The sequence below is a fragment of the uncultured Phascolarctobacterium sp. genome, from assembly GCF_902463975.1.
Taxonomy (GTDB): Bacteria; Bacillota; Negativicutes; order Acidaminococcales; family Acidaminococcaceae; genus Phascolarctobacterium_A.
The window spans coordinates 17590-41919 of sequence record NZ_CABQHJ010000013.1; the positions used below are offsets into that span (position 1 = coordinate 17590).

General features: G+C 44.9%; 21 protein-coding genes, 1 riboswitch and 1 other annotated feature. All 21 genes read left to right on the top strand.

What is annotated here, in order from left to right:
* Positions 1-3 precede the first annotated feature (3 nt).
* The 21 genes from RDW05_RS05295 to hpf all read left to right on the top strand — a co-directional run bounded on the left by RDW05_RS05295 (position 4) and on the right by hpf (position 24050).
* On the top strand, positions 4-393 hold the full coding sequence (locus RDW05_RS05295) for a cobalamin B12-binding domain-containing protein (protein WP_293690592.1): 390 nt from the start codon (positions 4-6) through the stop codon (positions 391-393).
* An 80-nt stretch (positions 394-473) separates the two neighbouring features.
* The gene (meaB, locus tag RDW05_RS05300) at positions 474-1412 is read left to right on the top strand and encodes a methylmalonyl Co-A mutase-associated GTPase MeaB (RefSeq protein ID WP_009145656.1); all 939 of its coding nucleotides are present in this window, start codon (positions 474-476) and stop codon (positions 1410-1412) included.
* Positions 1413-1446: 34 nt separating this feature from the next.
* On the top strand, positions 1447-1878 hold the full coding sequence (gene mce, locus RDW05_RS05305; RefSeq protein ID WP_293722727.1) for a methylmalonyl-CoA epimerase: 432 nt from the start codon (positions 1447-1449) through the stop codon (positions 1876-1878).
* 161 nt (positions 1879-2039) lie between these two features.
* Positions 2040-3539 (top strand): carboxyl transferase domain-containing protein, encoded by a 1500-nt coding sequence (locus RDW05_RS05310; RefSeq protein WP_210685480.1) that lies wholly within the window; start codon positions 2040-2042, stop codon positions 3537-3539.
* Between the two features lie 60 nt (positions 3540-3599).
* A complete protein-coding gene (locus tag RDW05_RS05315) occupies positions 3600-3950 on the top strand; it encodes an OadG family protein (RefSeq protein ID WP_021719201.1) in 351 nt (116 codons plus the stop codon).
* Positions 3951-4005: 55 nt separating this feature from the next.
* Positions 4006-4395, top strand: a complete 390-nt coding sequence (locus tag RDW05_RS05320; RefSeq protein WP_021719200.1) for a biotin/lipoyl-containing protein — start codon at positions 4006-4008, stop codon at positions 4393-4395.
* A gap of 107 nt (positions 4396-4502) precedes the next feature.
* Entirely contained in the window at positions 4503-5633 is a 1131-nt protein-coding gene (locus RDW05_RS05325; protein WP_293722729.1) for a sodium ion-translocating decarboxylase subunit beta, read from the top strand.
* A 164-nt stretch (positions 5634-5797) separates the two neighbouring features.
* Positions 5798-7522 (top strand): ABC transporter ATP-binding protein/permease, encoded by a 1725-nt coding sequence (locus RDW05_RS05330; RefSeq protein ID WP_307978113.1) that lies wholly within the window; start codon positions 5798-5800, stop codon positions 7520-7522.
* Positions 7523-7534: 12 nt separating this feature from the next.
* The gene (locus tag RDW05_RS05335) at positions 7535-8716 is read left to right on the top strand and encodes an FprA family A-type flavoprotein (RefSeq protein WP_307978114.1); all 1182 of its coding nucleotides are present in this window, start codon (positions 7535-7537) and stop codon (positions 8714-8716) included.
* 101 nt (positions 8717-8817) lie between these two features.
* Entirely contained in the window at positions 8818-9276 is a 459-nt protein-coding gene (locus tag RDW05_RS05340) for a YbjN domain-containing protein (RefSeq protein WP_293389607.1), read from the top strand.
* Positions 9277-9535: 259 nt separating this feature from the next.
* Complete coding sequence (locus tag RDW05_RS05345) at positions 9536-12160, top strand: calcium-translocating P-type ATPase, PMCA-type (RefSeq protein ID WP_307978115.1); 2625 nt, start codon at positions 9536-9538, stop codon at positions 12158-12160.
* Between the two features lie 202 nt (positions 12161-12362).
* Positions 12363-12597, top strand: a binding site (T-box leader).
* A gap of 76 nt (positions 12598-12673) precedes the next feature.
* Positions 12674-14353: a 2-isopropylmalate synthase gene (gene leuA, locus RDW05_RS05350; RefSeq protein ID WP_307978116.1), complete on the top strand. Its 1680-nt coding sequence runs from the start codon at positions 12674-12676 to the stop codon at positions 14351-14353.
* A 721-nt stretch (positions 14354-15074) separates the two neighbouring features.
* A riboswitch (cobalamin riboswitch) is annotated at positions 15075-15246 on the top strand.
* 224 nt (positions 15247-15470) lie between these two features.
* The gene (locus tag RDW05_RS05355) at positions 15471-15875 is read left to right on the top strand and encodes a hypothetical protein (protein ID WP_293852601.1); all 405 of its coding nucleotides are present in this window, start codon (positions 15471-15473) and stop codon (positions 15873-15875) included.
* Between the two features lie 130 nt (positions 15876-16005).
* Positions 16006-18270, top strand: a complete 2265-nt coding sequence (locus tag RDW05_RS05360; protein WP_307978117.1) for a TonB-dependent receptor — start codon at positions 16006-16008, stop codon at positions 18268-18270.
* A gap of 97 nt (positions 18271-18367) precedes the next feature.
* Positions 18368-19417 carry an ABC transporter substrate-binding protein gene (locus RDW05_RS05365; protein WP_307978118.1) on the top strand — a complete coding sequence of 350 codons (1050 nt, stop codon included), beginning with the start codon at positions 18368-18370 and terminating at the stop codon, positions 19415-19417.
* A 2-nt stretch (positions 19418-19419) separates the two neighbouring features.
* The gene (locus tag RDW05_RS05370; RefSeq protein ID WP_307978119.1) at positions 19420-20475 is read left to right on the top strand and encodes an iron ABC transporter permease; all 1056 of its coding nucleotides are present in this window, start codon (positions 19420-19422) and stop codon (positions 20473-20475) included.
* Between the two features lie 2 nt (positions 20476-20477).
* Entirely contained in the window at positions 20478-21251 is a 774-nt protein-coding gene (locus RDW05_RS05375; RefSeq protein WP_303711063.1) for an ABC transporter ATP-binding protein, read from the top strand.
* Positions 21252-21352: 101 nt separating this feature from the next.
* On the top strand, positions 21353-22552 hold the full coding sequence (locus RDW05_RS05380) for a hypothetical protein (RefSeq protein ID WP_307978120.1): 1200 nt from the start codon (positions 21353-21355) through the stop codon (positions 22550-22552).
* Positions 22549-22905 carry a CGGC domain-containing protein gene (locus tag RDW05_RS05385; protein ID WP_307978121.1) on the top strand — a complete coding sequence of 119 codons (357 nt, stop codon included), beginning with the start codon at positions 22549-22551 and terminating at the stop codon, positions 22903-22905. Before RDW05_RS05380 ends, RDW05_RS05385 begins: the two co-directional genes overlap by 4 nt.
* Positions 22902-23309 carry a GNAT family N-acetyltransferase gene (locus RDW05_RS05390; RefSeq protein ID WP_307978122.1) on the top strand — a complete coding sequence of 136 codons (408 nt, stop codon included), beginning with the start codon at positions 22902-22904 and terminating at the stop codon, positions 23307-23309. Before RDW05_RS05385 ends, RDW05_RS05390 begins: the two co-directional genes overlap by 4 nt.
* 201 nt (positions 23310-23510) lie before the next feature.
* A complete protein-coding gene (hpf, locus tag RDW05_RS05395) occupies positions 23511-24050 on the top strand; it encodes a ribosome hibernation-promoting factor, HPF/YfiA family (RefSeq protein ID WP_210684878.1) in 540 nt (179 codons plus the stop codon).
* Positions 24051-24330: the final 280 nt, after the last annotated feature.

Genomic DNA, 24330 nt, shown 5'->3' on the forward strand with positions numbered 1-24330 from the left:
ATAATGGCTAACGTTAAAGTTTTAGTTGCTAAACCGGGTCTGGATGGCCATGACCGCGGTGCTAAAGTTGTAGCTCGTGCTCTGCGCGACGCTGGTTTTGAAGTTATCTACACCGGTATCCGTCTGACTCCGGAACAAATCGCTGAAGCTGCTCTGCAAGACGACGTAAACGTTGTTGCACTGTCCTTGCTGTCCGGCGCTCACAACACCCTTTTCCCGAAAGTAGTTGAACTGCTGAAAGAAAAAGGCCTGACCGACGTTCTGGTTATCGGCGGCGGCGTTATTCCTGACGCTGACATCCCTGGCCTGAAAGCTGCTGGCATTGCTGAAGTATTCACTCCGGGCACCCCGACCAGCAAAATTGTTGATTTCATCAACGCTAACGTAAAATAATTTTATCCCTTAAAGCAAGCCGGGTTTGTCCCGGCTTGCCTTATAAAATATTCACTATCCAAAACAAGGCGGTGTGAATTATGGAAATAGTAGATAAGTTATTAAATCATTCTCGTCTTGCATTATCTAAAGCAATCACTGCTGTTGAAAATGAATACGATGATGCTGTCAAAATTATGACAGAAATTTATCCTCATACTGGTAATGCTTATGTAATTGGTATCACTGGCCCTCCGGGTGCTGGTAAAAGTACTCTGACTGATAAATTGGCTAAGGAATACCGTAAACGCGGCAAGACCGTAGGTATCGTAGCAATTGACCCCACTAGCCCGTATTCTGGCGGCGCTATTTTAGGCGACCGTATCAGAATGATGGATCTGACCGCAGACGAGGGCATTTTTGTACGCTCTATGGCAACTCGCGGCAGTCTTGGCGGCCTGTCCCAAAAAGCAGGTGACGCTGTTAAATTAATGGATGCTTTCGGCATGGATGTAATTATCGTTGAAACCGTAGGCGTAGGACAATCTGAGGTTGACATTGTAAAGACCGCAGATACTACTATGGTAGTAGTAATTCCTGGCATGGGCGACGATATCCAGGCTATTAAAGCAGGTATACTTGAAATCGGTGACCTGTTCACGATTAACAAAGCTGATCGTGAAGGTACAGACAAGCTCAACATTGAGATTGAGATGATGCTCGAATTAAATCCCGAACATGTTGGCTGGCGTCCTCCGATTAACAGGACCATTGCCAGCAAGGGTGAAGGTATAGAGGCTGTTGTGGACTCTATTGAGGCTCACAAGGCATATTTGATTGAGAGTGGTAAATTAAACGATATCCGTAAAGCTCGTATTAAAAACGAGGTTACCGCTATGCTTAATGACCATGTAAATCGCTACATCGACAAGAACGTCATTCAAACGGATGAATTTGACAACTTAGTTGTAAAAATGCAATCCCGTGAGATTGAGCCGTACTCTGTCGTTGATGATATTGTTGGCAAGGTTTTAAAATAAACCGCCAAAAAAACAATTTTAGGAGGAATTTATTATGGCATTCAAAACTATTTGTGTTGACCATGTAGGTATCGCTTGCGCTGGTACCTTGGAAGAAGCTGCAAAAATTTACACTGAGGTACTGGGCCTGAAAGCTACTGGTACTGAAGAAGTTAAAGAACAAGGTGTTGCTACCGTATTTGTTCCCTGCGGCGAAACCCTGATTGAGCTCCTTGTTGATATCACTGAAAACAACGATGGTCCTATCGGCAAATACGTTGCTAAAAACGGCCCTGGCATCCAACATATGGCTCTGCGTGTTGATGACATCAAAGCTGCTATCGCTGACCTGACCGAAGCTGGCGTTCGTATGATCGACAAAGCTCCTCGTAATGGTGCTGGCAACATGAAAATCGCTTTCGTTCATCCGAAATCCGCTGGCCTGCTGCTCGAGCTGTGCCAACCGGCTGCAACCTACAAAGACTAATTTATTAGCTGCGTAGATTCAGGGCGATTTAAGGTCCCATAATTTAAGCTACATAATGCTGGAGATATACAAGTGATATATCTTCAGCATCTGTGTATAAATTTGTTCTCCCAATAATGATGGAGGTGTAAGATTTGTCTACTCAAGAAAAAATTGAGAAAATGCTCAAAAAAGCCGAAGTAATTCTGGCTGCTGGTGGCGAAAAACGTGTTGCAAAACAACATGAATCCGGCAAAATGACTGCTCGTGAAAGAATCGCTGCTCTCCTCGACGAAGGTTCCTTCGTAGAACTCGACCGTTTTGTACGTCATCGTTGCTACAACTTCGGTCAAGAAAAGAAAGAACTGCCTGGTGAAGGCGTAACCACCGGTTACGGCACCATCGATGGCCGTCTGGTTTATGTATTCGCACAGGACTTCACCGTTGAAGGTGGCTCCCTCGGCGAAATGCATGCTGCTAAAATCGTTAAAGTACAACGCCTGGCACTGAAAATGGGTGCTCCGCTGGTTGGCTTGAACGATTCCGGCGGTGCTCGTATCCAAGAAGCTATCGACGCTCTGGCTGGCTATGGTAAAATCTTCTTCGAGAACACCATTGCTTCCGGCGTAGTTCCTCAGATCTCTGCAATTATGGGTCCTTCCGCTGGCGGCGCTGTATACAGCCCGGCACTGACCGACTTCATCTACATGGTAAAGAACACTTCCAAAATGTTCATTACTGGCCCTGCAGTAGTTAAATCCGTTACCGGTGAAGATGTAACCCAAGAACAACTGGGTGGCGCTATGACCCACAACAGCACTTCCGGTGTTGCTCACTTCGCTGCTGAAAACGACGAAGACTGCCTGCAACAAATCCGTTACCTGCTCTCCTTCCTGCCTTCCAACAACGTTGAAGGTGCTCCGATCGTAGAGACTGGTGATGACCCGATGCGTACCGACGACAGCCTGAACACTCTGCTGCCGGACAACTCCAACCAAGCTTACGATATGTATGATGTAATCAGATCTATCGTAGATAACGGCGAATTCTATGAAAACCAAAAATACTGGGCAACCAACATCATCACTTGCTTCGCTCGTATGGATGGTCAAACCGTAGGTATCATTGCTAACCAACCGAAAGTTATGGCTGGCTGCCTGGATATCAACGCTTCCGATAAATCCGCTCGTTTCATCCGCTTCTGCGACGCTTTCGGCATTCCTCTGCTGAACCTGGTTGACGTTCCTGGCTTCCTGCCTGGCTGCAACCAAGAATACGGCGGCATTATCCGTCACGGCGCTAAGATGCTGTATGCTTACTCTGAAGCAACTGTTCCTAAAATCACTCTGGTTACCCGTAAAGCTTACGGCGGTTCCTACCTGGCAATGTGCTCTCAAGACCTGGGCGCTGACCAAGTTATCGCATGGCCGACCGCTGAAATCGCAGTTATGGGTCCTGCTGGTGCTGCTAACATCATCTTCCGTAAAGATCCTGATGTTGAAGCTAAGACTAAAGAGTACATCGACAACTTCGCTACTCCGTACCAAGCAGCAATGCGCGGCATGGTTGACATGGTTATCGAACCGAAAAATACTCGTCCCACCATCATCAACGCTCTGCAAATGCTGGAAAGCAAACGCGAAACCCGTCCGGCAAAACGCCACGGCAACATTCCTTTGTAATTCACAAGCAGTTGCTTAGTGCTTAAACAACCTATTTTAAGATAAGATGAGGTGAAATAAATGGGTCCTGTTACTACTAATCCTTGGTTGATTGCTTTAATCAATATGACCATCGTATTCGGCGTACTGATCGCTCTGGGCATATTGATGAACTTACTCCAAGTTATCGATCCGACTAAAAAAAAAGTTGCTAAACCGGCAGTAGCTCCTACACCGGCAGCAGCTCCCGCTGCAGCTCCGGTTGCAGCAGCTCAAGATGATAGCGAAATTATCGCTGTTATCGCTGCAGCAGTAGCAGCTTGCGGCGTTAGCGCAGACCAAATCGCTTGCGTACGTCGTATTGATGCTAAATCTGCATGGACTGTAAGCAGTCGTGTTGAAGCTATTAGCGTTCGTAAAGAATGCTTCTAATGCATATAGTTTGCAATTTTAATTAAAAAACGAGATTTTAAGGAGGATTATATCCATGAAAAAGTATACTATCACCGTAAATGGTACCGCATACGAAGTTGAAGTTGAAGAAGCAGGCGTTGTTGCTTCCGCTCCGAAAGCTGCTCCGAAAGCTGCTCCGGCTCCGGCTGCTGCTCCGGCTCCGAAAGCTGCTCCGGCTCCGGCTCCGAAAGCTGCTGCTCCGGTTGCTGCTGGTGCAACCACCGTTTCCGCTCCTATGCCGGGCAAAGTTCTGTCCGTTAACGTAAAAGCTGGCGACGCTGTTAAATCCGGCGACGTTCTGCTGATTCTGGAAGCTATGAAAATGCAAAACGAAATCATGGCTCCGGCTGATGGCACTGTTTCCGACGTTCGCGTTTCCGCAGGTCAAACTGTTGCTACCGGCGACGTTATGATCGTTCTCTAATTCTTACTCGATAGTTCGCAATATCAGTAAGTCTTAAATACCCTTGATCTTTGGAGGGGGCTTTTCGCAGAGCCCCTTCCACAAATTGAAAATTGGGAGGATATTAAATGGAAGCATTTCTCGTTGCTTTGTCTTCCGTATGGGCAGATTCCGGTTTCTCTGCACTGACAGGCGGTCACGTAATCATGATCGTTGTAGGTCTGGTTCTGCTTTATATGGCTATTGGTAAAGGTTTTGAGCCTTTGCTGCTGTCCCCGATCGCATTCGGTTGTATTCTGGCTAACATTCCTAAAAACGGTTTCGAAGAACCTGGTGTTATGTCCGTTATCATGTATGGTATTCACCACGAAGTATTCCCGCCGTTGATCTTCTTGGGCGTAGGCGCTATGACCGACTTTGGTCCTCTGCTGGCTAACCCGAAAACCCTGCTCCTGGGCGCTGCTGCACAGGGCGGTGTATTCGTAGCTCTGCTGGGCGCTATGCTGCTTGGCTTCACCGTACAAGAAGCTGCTGCTATCGGCATCATCGGTGGTGCTGACGGCCCGACTTCCATCTACTTGGCTGCTAAAATGGCTCCTCAGCTGTTAGGTGCAATCGCAGTTGCTGCTTACTCCTACATGTCTCTGGTTCCGCTGATTCAGCCTCCTATCATGAAACTGTTCACTACTGAAGCAGATCGTAAGATCGTTATGCAACAGCTGCGTCCGGTTTCTCACTTTGAAAAGGTTGCTTTCCCGATCATGTGCACCATCGTTATTTCTCTGCTGTTACCTTCCGTAACCGCTCTGATTGGTATGCTGATGCTGGGTAACCTGTTCAAAGAAGCTGGCTGCCTGGATCGTCTGTCCGACACCGCACAAAACGCTCTGATGAACACCGTAACCATCATGCTGGCTACCGGTACTGGTCTGACCATGAGCGCTGAGTCTTTCCTGAACGCTAAGACTCTGCTGATCATCGTTCTGGGTCTGGTTGCATTCGTAGCTGGTACTGCTGCCGGCGTTATCTTCGGTAAGATCATGTGCATTGTAGACGGTGGCAAGACCAACCCGTTGATTGGTTCCGCTGGCGTTTCCGCAGTTCCTATGGCTGCTCGTGTATCTCAAAAAGTTGGTCAGAAAGCTAACCCGGCTAACTTCCTGCTGATGCACGCTATGGGTCCTAACGTAGCAGGCGTTATTGGTACTGCAGTTGCTGCAGGTACCATGCTGGCTATGATCGGTCCTGTTGGCAAATAATCATTAGCTAACTTCATGAGCTCACACATTAGTGTGAGCTCTTTTTTGTATCTAAAATGTAAATTTTATTGTTGGCGATACTCTTAGGCTAATATTTATAGTATAATAAAAAGGAACTGTTCAAGAATTGAATAGCATTTCTTTATCAGAGGAGTCTTGAGTATATGCAACGATTTAACTTGACCAGACAGTTTTTCAGGGATGTCTGGTATCTTACTAAAAGCTACTGGCAGTCGGAAGAAAAGAAAAAGGCTTTCTTTTTATTAGGCTGTATTATAGCACTTACACTTGGCGTGGTTTATATGCTTGTTCTGCTTAACCAGTGGAACAACAGCTTTTACAGCGCATTGCAAAATTATGATGCAAAGAAGATTTTTGATGAACTCATTCATTTTTCGTGGTTAGCTGCTATTTATATCTTATTGGCAGTATACTCATATTATCTGCAGCAGACATTGATTTTGAATTGGCGTCGTTGGCTGACAACGCGTTTTATCGACATCTGGCTGCAAAACAAAACCTACTACAATCTGCAGATGTTCGGTAAGGATACGGATAACCCTGACCAACGTATCAGTGAGGACGTGCGACAGTTTGTTGAAATGACCTTGAGCTTTGGTATAGGCATCCTCAAGGCGTTTTGCACGTTTGCATCCTTTGTTGTCATTTTATACAATCTTTCCGGCAGTCTTAGCTTTACCTTTATGGGTAAAACATGGACGATTAATGGTTATATGTTGTGGGCATCACTGCTATATTCTGTAATTGGTACCTACATTACCCACATTGTTGGCCGCAAGCTGGTAAAAATCAACTTCATCCAACAGAAATATGAAGCGGATTTCCGTTTCAGTATGATTCGCCTGCGTGAAAGTGCGGAAAGCGTTGCTTTCTATCGCGGTGAAGCGCAGGAAGGCAGTGTATTTAAGCTACGCTTTAAAATGCTTCTTGATAACTTCTGGAAGCTGGTTAATAAGCAAAAACAGCTTGTCTTTTTAAATTCCGGTTATTCTCAAATCGCTATCATTTTTCCCTTTGTTGTAGCCATGAACCGTTATCTTACGAAAGAAGTAACACTAGGCGGACTGATGCAGGTTGCCAGTGCTTTTGGCCGCGTGCAGGATTCACTTTCTTATTTTGTTGATATGTACAGCAGCATTGCTCAATGGCAGGCTGTTGTCATGCGTTTAACTTATTTTGGGCATCATATGCATGAGGTTTCACAGCAGGCTGAACGCTTTCATGTGGAACGCTTTGCTGCTGCCGATGTGGTCGAGGTTAACGATATGCAGATAAATCTGCCGGACGGAAAGCCGCTTCTGGAAAATATCAGCTTTACACTGCATCCGGGGCATAATGTTTTGATTAAGGGTGTCAGCGGCAGCGGTAAAAGTACCTTGCTGCGTGCTATCTCCGGTATCTGGCCCTTCGTCGACGGCAAAATCTTTCTTCCGTCACGTGATAAGCTGATGTTTATTCCGCAGAAGCCTTATCTGCCATTAGGTACACTGCGTGCTGCGCTTAATTACCCGGGAAATAAACCGATAGATGATACTGAATTGATTTATCTGATGGATTTGTGCCAGATTGGTTATCTTAAGGATAAACTTGATTTGGAGGCTGACTGGAGCCATGTGCTTTCTGTCGGTGAGCAGCAGCGTTTGGCCTTTGTACGTGCCCATATCCAGCAGCCACAGTGGCTTTTCCTGGATGAAGCAACCTCTGCTTTGGATGAAGTCACTGAGGCGACTATGTACAGCCTGCTACAGGAGCGTTTACAGCAGACTACTGTTGTCAGTGTCGGTCATCGCAGTACGCTGAATAAATATCACGAGCTTGTTTTACGCTTAAATAAATCAACTCGTCAAGTTACTCTTGAAAAATTATAAGGAGGTTTTCTTATGCTGCCATTGCAAATTGCAGAAAATATTTATGACGTTGGTGTTCAGGATTGGGCTGTGCGTGATTTTCACGGTTACAAAACAGAGAGAGGTGCAACCTATAACTCTTATCTGATTATGGATGAAAAGATAACCTTGATTGATACTGTTAAAGCACCCTTTACCGAAGAGCTGCTTGCTAATATCAGCAAGGTAACACCGTTGGATTCCATTGACTATATTGTCATCAACCATGTTGAGCCTGACCATTCCGGTGCTATGCCTGCGTTGGCCAAGGCTTGCCCCAAAGCAAAGTTCTATATTACGATGCAAGGTAAAAACGAGGCGCTTCAGCATTATGGAGATATTTTTAATTTTGAGGTCGTTAAGGACGGAGCAACCTTAAATATCGGTAAGCGCACTTTAACATTCGCTTCTATGGCAATGCTGCATTGGCCCGATAGCATGGCTACTTATAGTGAGTATGATAAAATACTTTTCTCTAATGATGCCTTTGGTCAGCATTATGCTACCAGTAAGCGCTTTGACTGTGAAGTAAATCAAGACGAGGTGTTCTACGAAGCTAAAAAGTATTTTGCCAACATTCTCTGGCCTTATGCCAAGCTGATTGGCAATGCGCTGAAAAAGCTTGGCGGTCTTGATATTAAAATGATTGCGCCTTCCCATGGTGTAATCTGGACCGAGCGTATTTCCGATATCCTGCGCTGCTACAGCGAATGGGGCAGCGGTGTACAGGACGGCAGTCTTGTTATTGCTTATGACAGCATGTGGGGCGGTACAGAAAAGTTGGCGCGGGCGATTGCGCGTGGTGCAGCTAATGCCGGCATTGTTGTTAAAGTATTTAAAATGGGCGCTACACCTAACAGTACGGTAGCAGCAGAGCTCTTTACTGCCTCCGGTTTTTTGGCAGGCTCTTCAACTCTTAATTGCAGCATGCTGCCGAATATGGGTTCCCTGCTGATTTATCTTAAAGGACTCGGCGCTAAAGGTAAAAAAGCTGCAGCCTTCGGTACCTTTGGCTGGGGCGGTGGTGCGCAGAAGGATATGGAAGAGCTGCTTGCAAAAAGCTGCTTCGATGCTGTAGAACCCGGTTTTAACTGCAAATGGACGCCGCAGAAGGCTGAGCTTGAAGCTGCAGAAAAGTATGGTTATGAATTTGCGTTAAAAATAAAAGCTGAATAAGCTGTGAATTTTGTGTAAAACAAATATATTTACTAATAAAAAAAGTACACAAATAACGATAATAGTGTATAATAGTATTATAACAATGAAAGCGAGGTCTTATGATGAATAAGAAAGCTGAAGTTTACAAGAAATTCCTTGAAGAAAACAAAATTAACTGGGGCGATGTATTCGAAGTTCCGAAGGCAGACGAGGTTCCTGAAGAAAGCTTCATGCATCCCGTTGTTTTCCGTTCTGCTATCGGCATCCAAGGTCAAAACCTGCCGACTATGCTGGTAATTGACGACAGCATCTATGTAATGCTGCAGGTTCGCGTAGGCGCTGGTCTGGTTAAAGAAGCTAACAAGGCTGCAGTTCTGGCACATTTGAATGCTCTGAACGAAAACTACAAGGTGTTTAAATATTATGCTGATGAAGCTGGCAATATCATCATTGAAAGCTGCATTCCTTCTACCGATGAGCAATTCGTACCGCAAATGATTCATGCAGTAATCGATGTTATTGTTGACCACCTTAACACTGAATATCCTAAGCTGATGAAAGCTGTTTGGGCTGAATAAGCTAAATAAAATAATATGGTACTTTCTTAAATAAGGGGAGTAGCCGGCACAAGCCTTAGGGCTGGTGTTTACACTGCCGTCAGTACGATTCGGAAGAATCCGGCTTTGTAATTAAGTGGCGAGACTTTGTTGTAAAATATTTTTATTTTACAGCATTGTCTCGCCCTTTTTTAATATATAATATAAGGTGAAGAGTGTACTTGCATGATTTACCACAATTTTCGACAAGTAGCAGACGTAAGGTCAAAGGAGGAAGAAAATGAGTAAATATGGCTTAAGCAAGGAGCAGATTGAAGAGTCACGGCGCAAGTACGGTGATAACACGTTGACGCAGCCGCCGCGGGAAACCTTTTGGAGCAAGCTGCTGGGGAATTTTCAGGATCCCATTATTCGCATCCTGATAGTAGCGCTGCTGGTAAATGCTTTTTTCGTGTATCTTGGTCACGGCGATTGGATTGAAACAATAGGTATTTTCTTGGCAATTATTTTGGCAACCTTTGTTTCCACATGGTCCGAATACAGCAATGAGAACGCCTTTCAGAAGCTGCAGGAGGAAGCTAGCCGTATCCGCTGCAAGGTATGGCGTGACGGCGAGCCGGAGGAAATCGCTATTGATGATGTTGTAGTTGGTGATGCCATTATCCTGGAGGCAGGTGATAAAATTCCGGCGGACGGCATTTTGCTGGAAGGAACGCTGAAGCTGGATCAGGCAGCGTTGAACGGTGAAAGCGAGGAAGCTAAAAAAACTGTTGCACCTGCTGAGTTCCAATGGGATGACGGTAAAATTGATTTTCTGGATGAACATAAGCTGTTTCGTGGAAGCGTTGTAGTAGAAGGCACCGCTGTGATGCAGGCTGTAAAGATAGGTGATAATTCCGTTTACGGCCAGTTGACGCAGGAGCTGAAGGATGATGAACGCGACAGTCCGCTGAAGCTGAAGCTGAAAGGACTGGCAGAGCAGATAAGTAAATTCGGTTATGCCGGCGGTGTGCTGATAGCAGTTGCGGTAATACTGCATAAGATATATCTGGCAGGCAGCTTTGCAGCATATTTTGCTGATATGACAACAGTAATTGCCGATTTGGTGCAGGCTGTAATTTTGGCGATTATTATTATTGTTATGGCGGTACCGGAAGGCCTGCCGCTGATGATTGCGATAGTTTCTTCGCTCAATATGCGCAAAATGCTGCATGACCATGTATTGGTGCGTAAGCTGGTCGGAATTGAAACAGCAGGCAGCCTGAACCTGCTGTTTACTGATAAAACAGGCACTATTACTAAAGGACAGCTGGAGGTAGTACGCTTCTTAACCGGCGATTTACAGGAAATTACTGATTTCACATCATTGCCTGCACGTCTTAAGGAGCTGACCTGTCAGCAGGTTCTGATCAATACATCATCTACCGTTACCGACGGCAAGATTGTCGGCGGTAATATGACGGAAGCAGCGTTAAACAATTATGTCGGTACCTATCGTTTGCCGCAGCTGCCGCAGCGCCAGCGCTTTATTCCATTTAACAGCGCCAATAAATATTCTTGGGCGCAGGTTGCTCCCGCTGACGGCGGCGCAGCATATTGCCTGATTAAGGGTGCCCCGGAAAAGCTGCTGCTGGCTGCCGATTGGTATTGGTCCAATGACGGTCAGCGTTTGCCGTTGACTGATGAGATAAAAGCAGCTCTGGATAACAGAATGCTGGAGCTTGCAGGACAGGCAATGAGAATGCTTGCACTGTGCACCTATGAAGGTGTGCCGGCTGACACGCTGCCTGATAAGGGTCTGACGCTTGCCGGTGTTGTAGCAATCCGTGACGACGTGCGTCCGGAGGCAGTAGAGGCTATTAAAGCAGTACAGCAGGCCGGCGTACAGGTAGTAATGATTACCGGTGACCGCAAGGAAACAGCGGTAGCAATTGCCAAGGATGCAGGTCTGCTGCAAAGTGCGGAGGACGTAGTCTGGACCTCCGACGAGCTGGCGCAGATGAGCGATGATGAAATCAAGGCTAAGCTGACGCATCTGCGTGTAGTGGCACGTGCTTTACCGATGGATAAATCGCGCCTGGTGCGCCTGGCACAGGAGCTGAATTTGGTAACCGGTATGACAGGTGATGGTGTAAACGATTCACCGGCACTGAAAAAGGCTGACGTAGGCTTTGCCATGGGCAGCGGTACAGAGGTTGCCAAGGAAGCAGGCGATATCGTTATCATGGACGATAATTTCCTGAGCATCAAGCAGGCAATTTTGTATGGACGTACAATTTACAATTCTATTTGCAAATTTATTGTTTTCCAGCTGACGATTAATTTCTCGGCTGTGGCAATTAACTTTATTGCTCCATTCATCAATATTGATGAACCGCTGACGATTACGCAGATTCTATGGATTAACCTGGTAATGGATACCCTTGCTGCGCTTGCTTTCGGCGGCGAGCCGGCATTGGCGCAGTATCTGTGCGAGGCACCGAAACGCCGCAGTGCGCCGCTTGTCAGCAAAAAGATGCTTACGAGCGTTATTATCAGCGGCCTGTATATGACTATTGTCGGTATTGCCTTCTATAAGAGCGCATGGGTTGACCATCTGTTCCGTGATGCAGATAATCATATTTATACCTACACGGGCTTCTTCTGCGCCTACATTTTCATGGCAGTTGCCAATGGCTTTAATGTGCGTACTGACGGTTTGAACCTTTTACAGAATATCAGCCTGAATAAGGGCTTCTTACAGGTAATGGCGCTGATTGTTGTAATTCAGGTGCTGCTGACCTTTGTTGGTGGGCGTGTACTGCGTACAATACCGCTGAATGCGCATGAATGGGGCGTTGTCGTCCTGTTTGGCGCTTCCATTATTGTTGTTGATTTACTGCGTAAGCTCATCATCAGCAGATAAAGTTATACACAGTTGTTGATAAGTCTGTTGATAATCTGTGGGTAAAACACATAAGCTGTGGATAAGTGTTCGTGGATAGAAGCACACTAATTGCTGTTACATTGGTTACAAATTTGCTGTAAAAAAATAAATTTCAGAAAGATTGTTGACAATTAAAAGCAGAGTGCGTATAATATCATTCAACGAATCAAATATCGTCCCTAAAAAAACGGTGAAGGGAAGAAGATATGACCGGATGGGCTAAGAGAGTCGCTGGCTGGTGTAAAGCGATGTCAATGGTTATATGCATACTGATCCCGGAGTTGCCTTTCCGATATGTAGGGAAGGACGTGTGGTCACGTTACAGGCAAAGGCCTTGTTGGAGGCTGAGAGGACAGCGCTGCTGAAGTGCTGTTGAAATAGGGTGGTACAGCGTGGAATTGTTCCCCGCCCCTAATTGTGTTATCAATAACACAGGTTAGGGACGGGGATTTTTGTTTATAATCGCTAAGAAAAGCTAGGGGGAAATTAATCATGCAGCAGGAGAAAAAATATATTCCGTTTGAACAAATAAAAATTACCGACCGTCAATGGCCTGATAAAACGATTACTAAAGCACCTGTATGGTGCAGTGTTGATTTGCGTGACGGCAACCAGGCATTGGTAACACCGATGGGTATTCCGGAAAAAATTCGCTTTTTCCACACTTTGGTAGATTGCGGCTTTAAGGAAATCGAGGTTGGCTTTCCTTCCGCTTCGGAAACAGAATACGAAATTCTGCGTACCTTGATTGAAGGCGGACATATTCCCGATGACGTAACCGTACAGGTTCTGGTGCAGGCGCGTGAAGAGCTTATCCGCAAAACCTTTGAAGCGGTACGCGGTGCCAAGAATGTTATCATCCATTTTTACAACTCCACTTCAACACTGCAGCGTAAAATTGTTTTTGGCAAGGATATGGACGGTATCACCGATATTGCTGTGCAGGGCGCGCGTCTTATTCGCCAGCTGACGGAAGAAGAGGTTGCCCGCAGCGGTATGAATATCCGTTATGAATATTCCCCGGAAAGCTTCTCCGGTACGGAAATAGATTTCTCTGTGGCAATTTGCGAGGCGGTAATGCAGGAAATGGGCTCTAACAAAGAAAACCCGATTATCCTTAATCTGCCTTCTACTGTTGAAATGTGTACGCCGAACACCTATGCCGATCAGATTGAATACTTCTGCCGTCATATTAAAAACCGTGAAGCAGCAATAGTCAGCGTGCATCCGCACAATGACCGCGGTACCGGCGTTGCCTGCGCTGAGCTGGCGCTTCTTGCCGGTGCCGACCGTATCGAAGGTACCTTGTTCGGCAATGGCGAGCGTACCGGTAATCTTGATATTGTTACCGTAGCACTCAACATGTTTACACAAAATGTTGATCCCGAGCTTGATTTCTCCAACATTTTGGATATCAAAAAGGTTTACGAGGAATGCACCCGAATGCATGTACCGGAGCGTCAGCCCTATGCAGGCGAGCTGGCCTTCACCGCTTTCAGCGGTTCGCATCAGGATGCAATCCGCAAGGGCTATGAGTACATGAAAAACAGCGGTACCGAATACTGGGAGGTACCGTATCTGCCGATTAATCCTGCGGATATTCATCGTGAATACGAGCCGGTTATCCGCATTAACAGCCAGTCCGGCAAGGGCGGCGCTGCCTTCGTGCTGCAGCATACCGTTGGCTACAATCTGCCTAAGGAAATGCATCCGGAATTTGGCAATATTGTTAAGGCTGCAGCTGACGAATACGGCGACGAGCTTTCCAGCGAGCAGATTGTGCAGCTCTTCCGCAAGGAATACATCGACTTTGTTGGCAAGTACCAGCTTTTGCGTCATCGCTTCACCGAGCTTAACGAAGCAGATGGCAGCATCCACAGCCGTTTTGAAGGTGAAATTGCGGTTGCAGGCGAAAATAAGAGCGTAGTCGGTGTTGGTAACGGTCCTATCGATGCCTTCTTCCAGGCGCTTACCAGTGTCGGCATTGATGGCTACGAATTTGTCAACTACCATGAGCATGCGATTTCCAAGGGCTCCGATGCGAAGGGCATTTGTTACATCGAGCTGAAGCAGAAAAACAATGGTCATATCTTCGGTGTAGGCATTCACTCTAATATCAACGTGGCAGCGTTGCGTGGTATTATCTGCGCTATCAACCGCGCTGAGAAGTGATTAATAGTTATAAGTGAATAGTGTTTAGTGGTTAGTAAACAGTTGGTAGTACGGGGCAAAGAGAAAATATATTAGAAAATCGCCCCTGTATATATTAGTTTGCTAAAGGCTGACGCCAGAAAAACAGATAAGCCGGCTTTGATAACCTCCAAAATAAGGGAAAGATTTTTTGGAAAACAAGGGAAAGAACTAAAAATAAGGGAAAGAAGCAAACGCCGCTGGCCGTAAGGCTGGCGGCGATTTGCGCTTTACAGAAGAACATTTCCCTGAATAAAATTGTGGAGCAGGCGCTGCAGCGCTTTTTGCTGACAGAAAATTAAATATATGAAAAATAGGTATCGCGGTATGATATCTGGCCAAGTATATTACGTCAGACTAAGAATATAGTTGTAGGTTAGTTGACGTGTAATTACAATGTAATAATGCTTTAAACATTAAGGACTTCGTTCTAAAATTACGGAGTCCTTTTTGATTTATCAGGTACCAAAGGTACCTGCAAGCCAAAAGTACTCGATGTACTTTTGCTTGACGGGGGGGGACAACGTGCTATAATTCTAGCAGTGACTAATTATGTAATTAAAGTTATTGCAAAATAAGAAAAAAGCCAATATACATAATTAACAATTTAGAGAGCTTTACATGTAAGTATTTTCCTCTTTGAGGAACTGAAAACACTGCATGATATATTGTTATAAAATTTAAGAACCTAACGAGAGAACAAGAGAATAAAAGCGTATCAGGTGTATTTATACTTAATAGGTAAACAGGTGCAAAACCTGTGCTGTCCCGCAGCTGTAATGTGGAGCTGGCCTTATATAGTCACTGGGAAACCGGGAAGACAAGGCTGGCAGTGAAGCAGAGCCAGAAGAACTGCCTGATATAGGGCCTTTAAAACAACCTGCGATGGACAGGATTGTGCTTTCCCGGAGATAAGTGCGTCTTGCTGTTACAGAACGGCAAGACGCTTTTATTTTAACTGCGATATTTGCATGAAGTGTATTTATTATTCTTGCATATTAACGTCTGACAAGCGGAACAAGGATAGCTTGGTCAGATGCTTTTATGAAAATAGATTTTGTCCCAGTATGCTCAAGAATTACGAGAGAAAGGAGGAGCTATGAAAAGGATATTTATGCTGCTGACCTTAATTTTGGCGCTGATGTGCCCAGCACTTGCCGGTGCTGCGGAGGTATCAAGTGACAAAATGATTTTGGACTGGACAACATCCAAGGTATGGGTTAACGGCGGTGAGCTGTGTGTAACAGGCACTTTTGTCAATAAGCGCAGTGATTTGACTATCACCAAGCTGAATGACTTTATTATGCGTGTGACCTACACAGATAAAAATGGCGAGCAGAAGCAGTTTACCGGCAGACCGGTAAAGTTTCCGCTGTGCAAAATTCCTGCCAATGGTTCGCGTAAGCTGAATCTTAACTTTGGCAAATTTGCTGACGAAAGCGTTGGCAACTGGGTAACGGCGCAGACCTATACGTTTACGTATATTAACGGTGCGCGGTTCTGATAATGTTTTTGATGAGTAAAGCATTTTTTGTGCTCTCAAAATGAATATGTGAATGTTTGTCGACATTCATAACAATCTAAGAAAGAAGTGTATGAGTAACATGAAGAGAAGATATACAGCTACGGCTGCGATGATGATGGTAATGGGCCTGTGCGCAAGCGCAAGCGCAGCATATGACGAAAACTTGAACGATTATACCCTGGATACAATTGTAGTAGAGGCTGACGCAATTAAAAATAAGTTCGGCGATACTATTACTGAGCAGTCCTATTATCGTACCGGTGGTGACGTTAAGGTTATTACCCGTGAAGAAATCGAAAAACGTCATTATACGGATGTAACGGAAGCAATTAAGCGTATTCCTGGTGTAACCTTCCAAAATTGTGGTTATCGTGGTGGCGAATATGGCTATAACTCTTTTAATAATAGTATGTCCATTAATGGCGACAGTCGTGTAATCATTTTGGTTGATGGTCGTCGTATTGATAATTCCACGAGTACACGTTTTGGTAGTACAACTAATGGTGGCACCAGAACTATGGCAGACTTAAATCAGGTTATAAGCGTTGAAGCTGTTGATAAAATTGAGGTTATTAAAGGACCTGGTGCTTCTGTATATGGTGCTGATGCAACTGGTGGTGTAATCAATATTATTACTCGCAAGGGCGGACAGGAAAATAAAGGCTCTATTGATCTTGCAACTGGTTCTTGGCATAAACATATTTATAATTTAAGCTATTCAGGTAGCGCAGGTAATGATGGCTCTTGGCATTATTTTGTATCAGCTAATAGAAATATGGCTAGCAATAGCAAATATAAAGATGGCGTAACTGGAAATAATTATACATACGAAGGTACAAATTATAAAGAAGAGGGCGTTAACCTTCGTGTTGATAAAGATTTTAATGAAAAACAAAATTTAAAAATATGGTATGATCACCAAAACGGCAAAGACGGCTATCCTATTACTGCTCGTAATTATAAGTATTGGAGTCAGGAAGGTTGGGATCAGACTCTAGATAATCTTAATAAAGTTCCAAAGAAGGATAATCCTGGCTATCGTAATTTCTTCTCGCTAGATGCTTTATGCGGTTCTTATAATTCTTACAAAAGTAATGATGTAGATGTCACGTTTACATTTGATAAGGACAACGGTATGGATAGCTTCATCAGAGTCTATAATCAAAATCATCATTATTGGGGGCGCGACGTTTATCCTGATTGGGAAAAAGGTTGGGGTTTTCCTGATAATCCTAATTTTAAGGACTTTATGGCAACGCAAGGACCGTTTGATATGTCTCCGACAAGAATAAGAAATGAAAAAAATCGTGGTGTGCAGCTGCAGTATGGCAAGTCTGTTGGTGTCAATGATTTGTTAGCTTCATTAACGTATGATAAAGCTAAAACCTATACACGTTCTTATAAAAGGGCTGATAAGGTATGGAAGACCGCTATAGTTGAACGTGATAGCATTTTAGGCTTCGTACAAGATAAAGTACATATTAATGATAAATGGGATTTAACGCCTGCTATTAGATATTCACATTACGGAACTTTTGATAATACGTCTGAAGACGGTTCTGCTAGTAGCGTTAATAATAGCTCTTCTTCTACAATCACTCCCACAATTAATACACAATATGCTTTTGATGATACTATGAGTGCATATTTTGGTTGGACGAAGGTATATAGACCTGTAAAAGCCGGCGATTTGAGCTTGCAGGATAATAAATTATGGAACGGCATGAAGCTGGAAGACGAAAAAGGTGATGTGTGGACTTTTGGCCTGCGTAAAGATATTTCGGATAAAACTAGTCTTGCAGTACATTATGATTGGACGAATATGTCTAATGCTGTAACTAGCTATTCTGTAATGACGAAAATTGTAAATAATGTACCTCAATATGAAAATAGAGCAGTAAACGCAAAAGAAACCAAAAAATCCTTTAATATTACAGCTGACCATAAATTTGACGAACATTGGAATCTTGGTCTCAGCTATACACATATGAAGGATAAATGGAAAGCTAAAAACGGCATGGATTTTGATCCAGATATTAGCTTGGATAAGAATTATAATGTTAACGCATTAATTAACTCCTATCGTCCTGCTAATTATTATAGTGCTAACCTTTCTTACGAAAATGGCAGATGGTATACTGGCCTTTTAGCTAACTTATATAGCGGTTGCGATACATCGTTGTATACAAGTAGCAGTTTCTTGGTGTTTGATTGGAATCTTAACTATGAGGTTAATAAAGATTTAACAGCTTATATTACTGTGAATAACCTTACTAATGAGGCATATGAAAATACTGCTTTGTATACCTATGGTCCTGGCGCTGCACCGCAGCCTGGCCGTTGCATCATGGTTGGTATGAAATACAGCTTCTAACTTTTAACTGATACATCATACTCTATCTCTTTTTAGGCAAAGCACTACTGCTGGCGCAGTAGTGCTTTGCCATATTCTTACTAAAACGAGGAAGTAAATGAAAAAAATATTAACAGGGGTGCTGCTGGGCGTTTGCTTGTTGCTCACCGGCTGTGAACGCAACATCTTTACTCTGCCGGTAAAGGAAAACCCCGAAGCGCTATTGCGCTTTAACCAACCGGTAGAATATGCTTATAATCCTGCGCACTACCCCGTAACTATCGAAAATTACAATACTCAGGGCGAGCCTGAGCAGATGACATATACAAAGCCGCCGCAGCGAGTGGTGGCTGTCTGGCAAAACAGCATTGAAACACTGTTGGCTTTGGGTGTGGGTGACCGCATTATTGCCGGTAACGGCGTGCCGGACAAAAAGTTTTTCCGCAAGGAATATCAGGAGCAGTACAGCAAAATCCCTTACACCGGACTGCAGCTTTTAGACCTGGAAACAACCATGATGCTCAAGCCTGATTTAATTGTAGGCTGGCATTCAACGTTTGCCTCGAAGGTGCTGCGGCGCCCCACTGATTTCTGGCATAAGCGCGGCGTAAACACCTTTATCGCACGCTCCTCTATGATTGATGCGAAACCGCGTACTTTGGCAAACGAATACAAGGATATTTTAGACTTAGGCAAAATCTTTGACAAAAATGAAAGAGCGCAGCAGCTTGTAGGGCAGATGCAGCAGGAGGTTAACTTTGCAATCAGTCAGGCTGCTTCATACAAAAAGCGTCCGCGTGCTCTGGTGCTGGAATTCATGGGCAAGGAGCCGACAGTTTATGGCGAAAAATCGCTGGCAGGAAATATCGTCAAAGAGCTGCATGGTGAACTTTTGGCTGAAAAACAGCGCGCTATTGGTCTGGAGCAGGTTGTAGAGCTTGATCCGGATGTTATTTTTGTGGTGGTAACAGAATTTAACTACGGACGCGAGCAGGATGTGCTGGACCGCGTTAATAAGCACAAGGCACTCAAGCATCTTCGCTGTGTGCAGCAGGGACGTGTGATTGCTTTGCCGCTGTACAGTATTTACAGCTCAGGCGTGCGCACCTATGATGGCATAAAAATTATTGCGACCGGAATGTACCCGGATTTGTATAAGGAGAAATAATTATGGTTGATTTTTTGAAAAAGCAGGGGTACTTATTCATCTGTCTGGCCTTGCTTATCCTGTTGGTAGTTGCTTTGTTTTGGGCGCTGTCAATCGGTACGGTCAAGCTGCCGTTGGTAAATATTTATAATGCAGTTGTAGAGCAGCTGTTTAGCGGACAGCCTATCGAAGGTGTTGACCGCGGACCGGTGCATGATATTATCTGGCTGCTGCGTTTGCCGCGTCTGGTACTGGCTGCCTTAGTGGGTATGGGTCTTTCGGTTTGCGGTGTTATCATGCAGGCTGTAGTAAAAAACCCCTTGGCGGACCCATATATTCTGGGCATTTCCTCCGGTGCTTCGCTTGGTGCAACGGCAGCAATTCTGCTGGGTATCGGCATGGCGCTGGGTGAAAATTTTGTCGGCATTGCAGCCTTTATCGGTGCCTTTGCTATGTCGCTGGGCGTACTGTTTATCTCTAACCTGGGCGGACGCAGCAATTCCGTTAAGCTGCTTTTGGCAGGCATGGCGCTGAGCGCAGTCTGCGGTGCTTTTTCCAGCTTTATCGTTTACTTTGCCAATAATAAGGAGGGCATGCAGACTATTGCCTACTGGATGATGGGCAGCTTTGCCGGTGCCAAGTGGGAAACACTGGCAGTTATCGGACCAATCGTAGTGTTGGCAGTAATGTTCTTCTGGACGCAGAGCCGTATGCTCAACCTGATGCTTTTAGGTGATGAATCTGCGTTGACCTTGGGAACTGATTTACATATTTACAGACAGATTTATCTGCTTGTAAGCTCTCTTATCGTAGGCTTTGTAGTATACGCTGCAGGTATGGTAGGTTTTGTCGGCTTGGTAGTACCGCACGTTATCCGTATGCTGGTAGGCACCGACCATAAAAAACTGATACCTGTTTCCGCTTTGACCGGTGCAGTATTTTTGGTAATTGCGGATGGTCTTTGCCGTGTAATTATTCCGCGTACCGAGCTGCCAATCGGTATTTTGATATCCTTAATCGGCGCGCCCTGCTTCGTTTACCTGATGATTAAGAAAACCTATGGCTTTGGAGGTAACTGATAATGGAAATTTTAGCAGAAGCAGTAAAAATGGCCTTCGGACCAAAGGAAATTCTTAAAGGAATAGATTTCAGCCTGCATAATAAGGAATTTGTGGGCATTATCGGGCCTAACGGCAGCGGTAAAAGTACCTTTCTGAAATGCGTTTACCGTGTGCAGAAGCCTACAGATGGTAAAATTACCTTCAACGGAACGCCGTTGGACGAGCTTTCCTATCGTGAATCGGCACTGCAGCTGGCAGTAGTAGCACAGCATAATGTTTACAGCTTTGATTTTTCGGTGCTGGAGGTTGTGCTGATGGGACGTTCGCCGCACAAGAAAATGCTGGAGCGTGATAATCTTAACGATTATCGCATCGCGCGCGAAGCGTTGGCGACTGTAGGTCTGGCGGACTTCGAAGAACGCAGTTTTGCGACATTGAGCGGTGGCGAGCAGCAGCGTGTAATTTTGGCGCGTGCACTGACGCAGCAGACGGAATGCCTGGTGTTGGATGAACCGACGAACCATCTGGATATTAAGTACCAGCTGCAGATTATGGATATTGTAAAATCACTTGATTTGACTGTTGTGGCAGCAGTCCATGACTTGAATATCGCAGCGATGTATTGCGACCGTCTTGTAGCAATTAAGGACGGACAGATTGTGGGTATGGGAACTCCGCGTGAGCTGTTGACGGAAAAGTTTATTTATGATATGTATGAGGTGCGCTGCAGAGTGGATGAGGAAAAGTCTACGGGACGTATAAATATTGTGTATCTGCCTCAACATTGGCAGTAGGACGGCGGCGGATAAGGCACCATCTGCGGCTTTACAGCCACTCGAAGTATTTTAAGTTTTTTGACCTACTATAATATTTTTTCTGTTCAAGGAGGGTTAAAATGAAAAAGCTTTTATTGATTCCGGCATTCATGGCCATGTTTTTTGCCGGCAGCGTAGCAGCTCCTGCTGCTTTCGCTGCTCAGCCTGCACCGCCGCAGGAAAGCAAAATGATGCTGCCGCCGCCCAAGGACGGCAAGCGTCCGCCGATGCCGCCGCGCATGCGCCGGCCGCAGTTTTCCAATGCAGAGGCTGCGGAAAAACTGCAGTCCGCATATGGCTACCGTTATTCTGATATGCTGCGACTGTTAAATATCGGCCACAGCTATGGCGATATGAATACAGCCTGCTTGTATGCATATCTTTCCGGTGAGCCGGTAGAAAAGGTGCTGCAGCTGCGCCAGCCTGCAACCTGGGGCAGGGTGCGTGCGCAGCTGGGGCTTACGCCTAAGCTGTATGCCGAAAAATACATGGAATATCAGGCAAGCTATCTGCCTGCCGACAGCTTGGTAGACAGAGAAACGGCGCTGAAATATCTGCGTCAGGGTTATCCGTTAGGCGATATTCAGCAGGCTGCCAAGCTGGCTAAGGAAAGCGGCAAAACGTTGGCACAGGTGCTGCCAATGCGCACTGTTACATGTGATTGGGAGCAGGTTAAGGCAAAGCTGGGCTTGCAGCAGGAAGCAAAACAGGACAAGCCTTTCGTCTTCAGAGGACGCGGTCAGCGTAGCGGTGCAGGCTTTGCCGGCTTGCATACACGTAACATGACGGCAGAAAGAGCTGCAAAGATTTTCCACGCTGATTATCTTTTTGATGAAGCAGAGCTGCTGCCGTTGTACGAAAAATATGGTTTTGAAGGCTTGGAGGATATCTGTCTGCATGCCTACATGAGTAAAAAAACGCTGCAGGAAATTATTGACCTGCGCGATAAATATTCCTGGGAGCGTATGAAATATGTGCTTGGCTTAACACCGCAGGTATATTTTGACCGTTGCGTGGATTATCAGGCGCGCCGTCTGGCTGAACGTATGGATATCCCGCAGAAGGTAACGAAGAAATATATGCATATGGGCTACGCAATGCATCATATCAACAGTGCTTATCTGCTGGCACAAAAGGCCGGTATGGATATCAAAGAGGTTATCGATTTGAAGACGCCGAAGAATTCCTGGCAGGATGTGGCGCTGAAAATCGGTCTGACTGTTGAAGATTGCCGGGAGGTTAAGAGCAAAATCAGCAAGGACTTTGGTAGGCATGAATGAAACGTATTGTAATTTTACGCTGCTTGAGTTCCAATGATGTATGCACAGGTGCAGGCTGCATGCGTGCTTTCAATACAAAAAGCGGTGCCTTCGCCAGATATGGTGAGGAACCGCTGGAGCTGGAGGCCTTTTGGAGCTGTAATGGTTGCGAAGACTGCCGATTGAAGCATCAGGATGGCATAGAAGAAAAGCTGGAGCGTATTATAGGCCTGAAGCCTGATGCAGTGCATGTTGGTGTCTGCGTCAAGCAGCACACGGATAATGGCGATGAGGTTACCTGCAAAACTATTGCAGAAATTTGCGAGCGCTTGCAGGCTTCCGGACTGACGATTGTGGAAGGTACGCATAGATGAATGTACGTAGATTTGTAGAATACAACTCCTATAATGAGGCCGAAATTATGGCGTTATATAGTAGTGTTGGCTGGAGTAATTATACCAATAATCCGGCAATGCTAAGGCAAGCTTATAAGAATTCACTTTATGTTTTAGCGGCCTATGCCGATGATAAGCTCGTGGGGATACTCCGTGTTGTCGGTGATGGTGCTTCCGTAGTTTTTCTGCAGGATTTAATAGTACTGCCGGAATTTCAGCGTCATGGTATTGGCTCACAGCTTATGCGGAAGGTTATGGAAAAGTATGCCGACGTTTATCAGCTACAGCTCCTTACAGAAGCAAGTGAAAAAAATATTGCTTTTTATGAATATCTTGGCTTAAAAAGAGTCGAAAAGTATGGTTGCTGCGCTTTTATAAGATGAAGATGGTATAGTCAGCTATAAGCTGTAAGTAATGTAACACTATCATAATAAATCAAAGTAAATAAGATAATTTTTGCAAACTTTAGCAGGAGTTTTCATCTCTATAGCGAAATATAAAAGCAAAGGGATAAAGCCCGAGCCCTTGATAGAAAAATGGTAGCACCAAAGCAATTTGGCGACATACCAAAGGAGGCATTGATTATGAGTGTAAACGTAAAAGGCAGAAACATTGATGTGACCCCGGCTCTGAAAGAGTATGTGGAGAAAAAAATTACTAAGGTTACTAAGCAGTTTAAGACTGTTGGTGACATTTCTGCAGTACTGAAGGTTGAGAAAGGTAACCATATTGTAGAAATTACAGTTCCTGCAAGCGGCATTTTGCTGAGAGCACAGGAAACTACGAAAGATATGTATTCCTCCATTGATTTGGTTGTAGAGAAAATTGAACGTCAGATTCACAAATATAAAACCCGTCTGATGAAGAGAAAATACAGCAACTTTGCTGATACCGCTGTTCCTGCTCCGGCACCGGCTGCAGAAGCTGCTGATGAAGGCGAATTCGAAATCATCAAGAATAAACGCTTCATCATGCATCCTATGACTCCGGAAGAAGCAATTCTGCAAATGAACCTGTTGAACCACGATTTCTTCGTATTCTACGATCCTGATCTTGGTGCTACCAATGTAGTTTACCGCCGTAAGGATGGCAAATACGGCTTGCTGAGCCCGGAACTGAAATAAGTGAATCGTTCTAAGAACCAATAATTTCTTCAACGCCCCTGGTAATCAGAGATTTTACCTGATTGCCGGGGGCGTTCTTTATTTTTTCACGGAATTATTGTAAAACGTGGAACAGAGATTACAAAAATACCTAGATTTGTTGCTAAACAATTATTGAACGAAAAAAGTTTACAAAAACAGCTTGACAAATCGCAGGATAAGAGTATAATAGTCTACAACATACAAAACCTATAGAATTAGTATGTTAAATAAATTTTTGGAGGATGGAAATTATGCAAAA

Coding starts and splice junctions, on each gene's coding strand:
- RDW05_RS05295 (WP_293690592.1), top strand. CDS start 4: ATGGCTAACGTTAAAGTTTTAGTTGCTAAACCGGGTCTGGATGGCCAT.
- meaB (WP_009145656.1), top strand. CDS start 474: ATGGAAATAGTAGATAAGTTATTAAATCATTCTCGTCTTGCATTATCT.
- mce (WP_293722727.1), top strand. CDS start 1,447: ATGGCATTCAAAACTATTTGTGTTGACCATGTAGGTATCGCTTGCGCT.
- RDW05_RS05310 (WP_210685480.1), top strand. CDS start 2,040: ATGCTCAAAAAAGCCGAAGTAATTCTGGCTGCTGGTGGCGAAAAACGT.
- RDW05_RS05315 (WP_021719201.1), top strand. CDS start 3,600: ATGGGTCCTGTTACTACTAATCCTTGGTTGATTGCTTTAATCAATATG.
- RDW05_RS05320 (WP_021719200.1), top strand. CDS start 4,006: ATGAAAAAGTATACTATCACCGTAAATGGTACCGCATACGAAGTTGAA.
- RDW05_RS05325 (WP_293722729.1), top strand. CDS start 4,503: ATGGAAGCATTTCTCGTTGCTTTGTCTTCCGTATGGGCAGATTCCGGT.
- RDW05_RS05330 (WP_307978113.1), top strand. CDS start 5,798: ATGCAACGATTTAACTTGACCAGACAGTTTTTCAGGGATGTCTGGTAT.
- RDW05_RS05335 (WP_307978114.1), top strand. CDS start 7,535: ATGCTGCCATTGCAAATTGCAGAAAATATTTATGACGTTGGTGTTCAG.
- RDW05_RS05340 (WP_293389607.1), top strand. CDS start 8,818: ATGATGAATAAGAAAGCTGAAGTTTACAAGAAATTCCTTGAAGAAAAC.
- RDW05_RS05345 (WP_307978115.1), top strand. CDS start 9,536: ATGAGTAAATATGGCTTAAGCAAGGAGCAGATTGAAGAGTCACGGCGC.
- leuA (WP_307978116.1), top strand. CDS start 12,674: ATGCAGCAGGAGAAAAAATATATTCCGTTTGAACAAATAAAAATTACC.
- RDW05_RS05355 (WP_293852601.1), top strand. CDS start 15,471: ATGAAAAGGATATTTATGCTGCTGACCTTAATTTTGGCGCTGATGTGC.
- RDW05_RS05360 (WP_307978117.1), top strand. CDS start 16,006: ATGATGATGGTAATGGGCCTGTGCGCAAGCGCAAGCGCAGCATATGAC.
- RDW05_RS05365 (WP_307978118.1), top strand. CDS start 18,368: ATGAAAAAAATATTAACAGGGGTGCTGCTGGGCGTTTGCTTGTTGCTC.
- RDW05_RS05370 (WP_307978119.1), top strand. CDS start 19,420: ATGGTTGATTTTTTGAAAAAGCAGGGGTACTTATTCATCTGTCTGGCC.
- RDW05_RS05375 (WP_303711063.1), top strand. CDS start 20,478: ATGGAAATTTTAGCAGAAGCAGTAAAAATGGCCTTCGGACCAAAGGAA.
- RDW05_RS05380 (WP_307978120.1), top strand. CDS start 21,353: ATGAAAAAGCTTTTATTGATTCCGGCATTCATGGCCATGTTTTTTGCC.
- RDW05_RS05385 (WP_307978121.1), top strand. CDS start 22,549: ATGAAACGTATTGTAATTTTACGCTGCTTGAGTTCCAATGATGTATGC.
- RDW05_RS05390 (WP_307978122.1), top strand. CDS start 22,902: ATGAATGTACGTAGATTTGTAGAATACAACTCCTATAATGAGGCCGAA.
- hpf (WP_210684878.1), top strand. CDS start 23,511: ATGAGTGTAAACGTAAAAGGCAGAAACATTGATGTGACCCCGGCTCTG.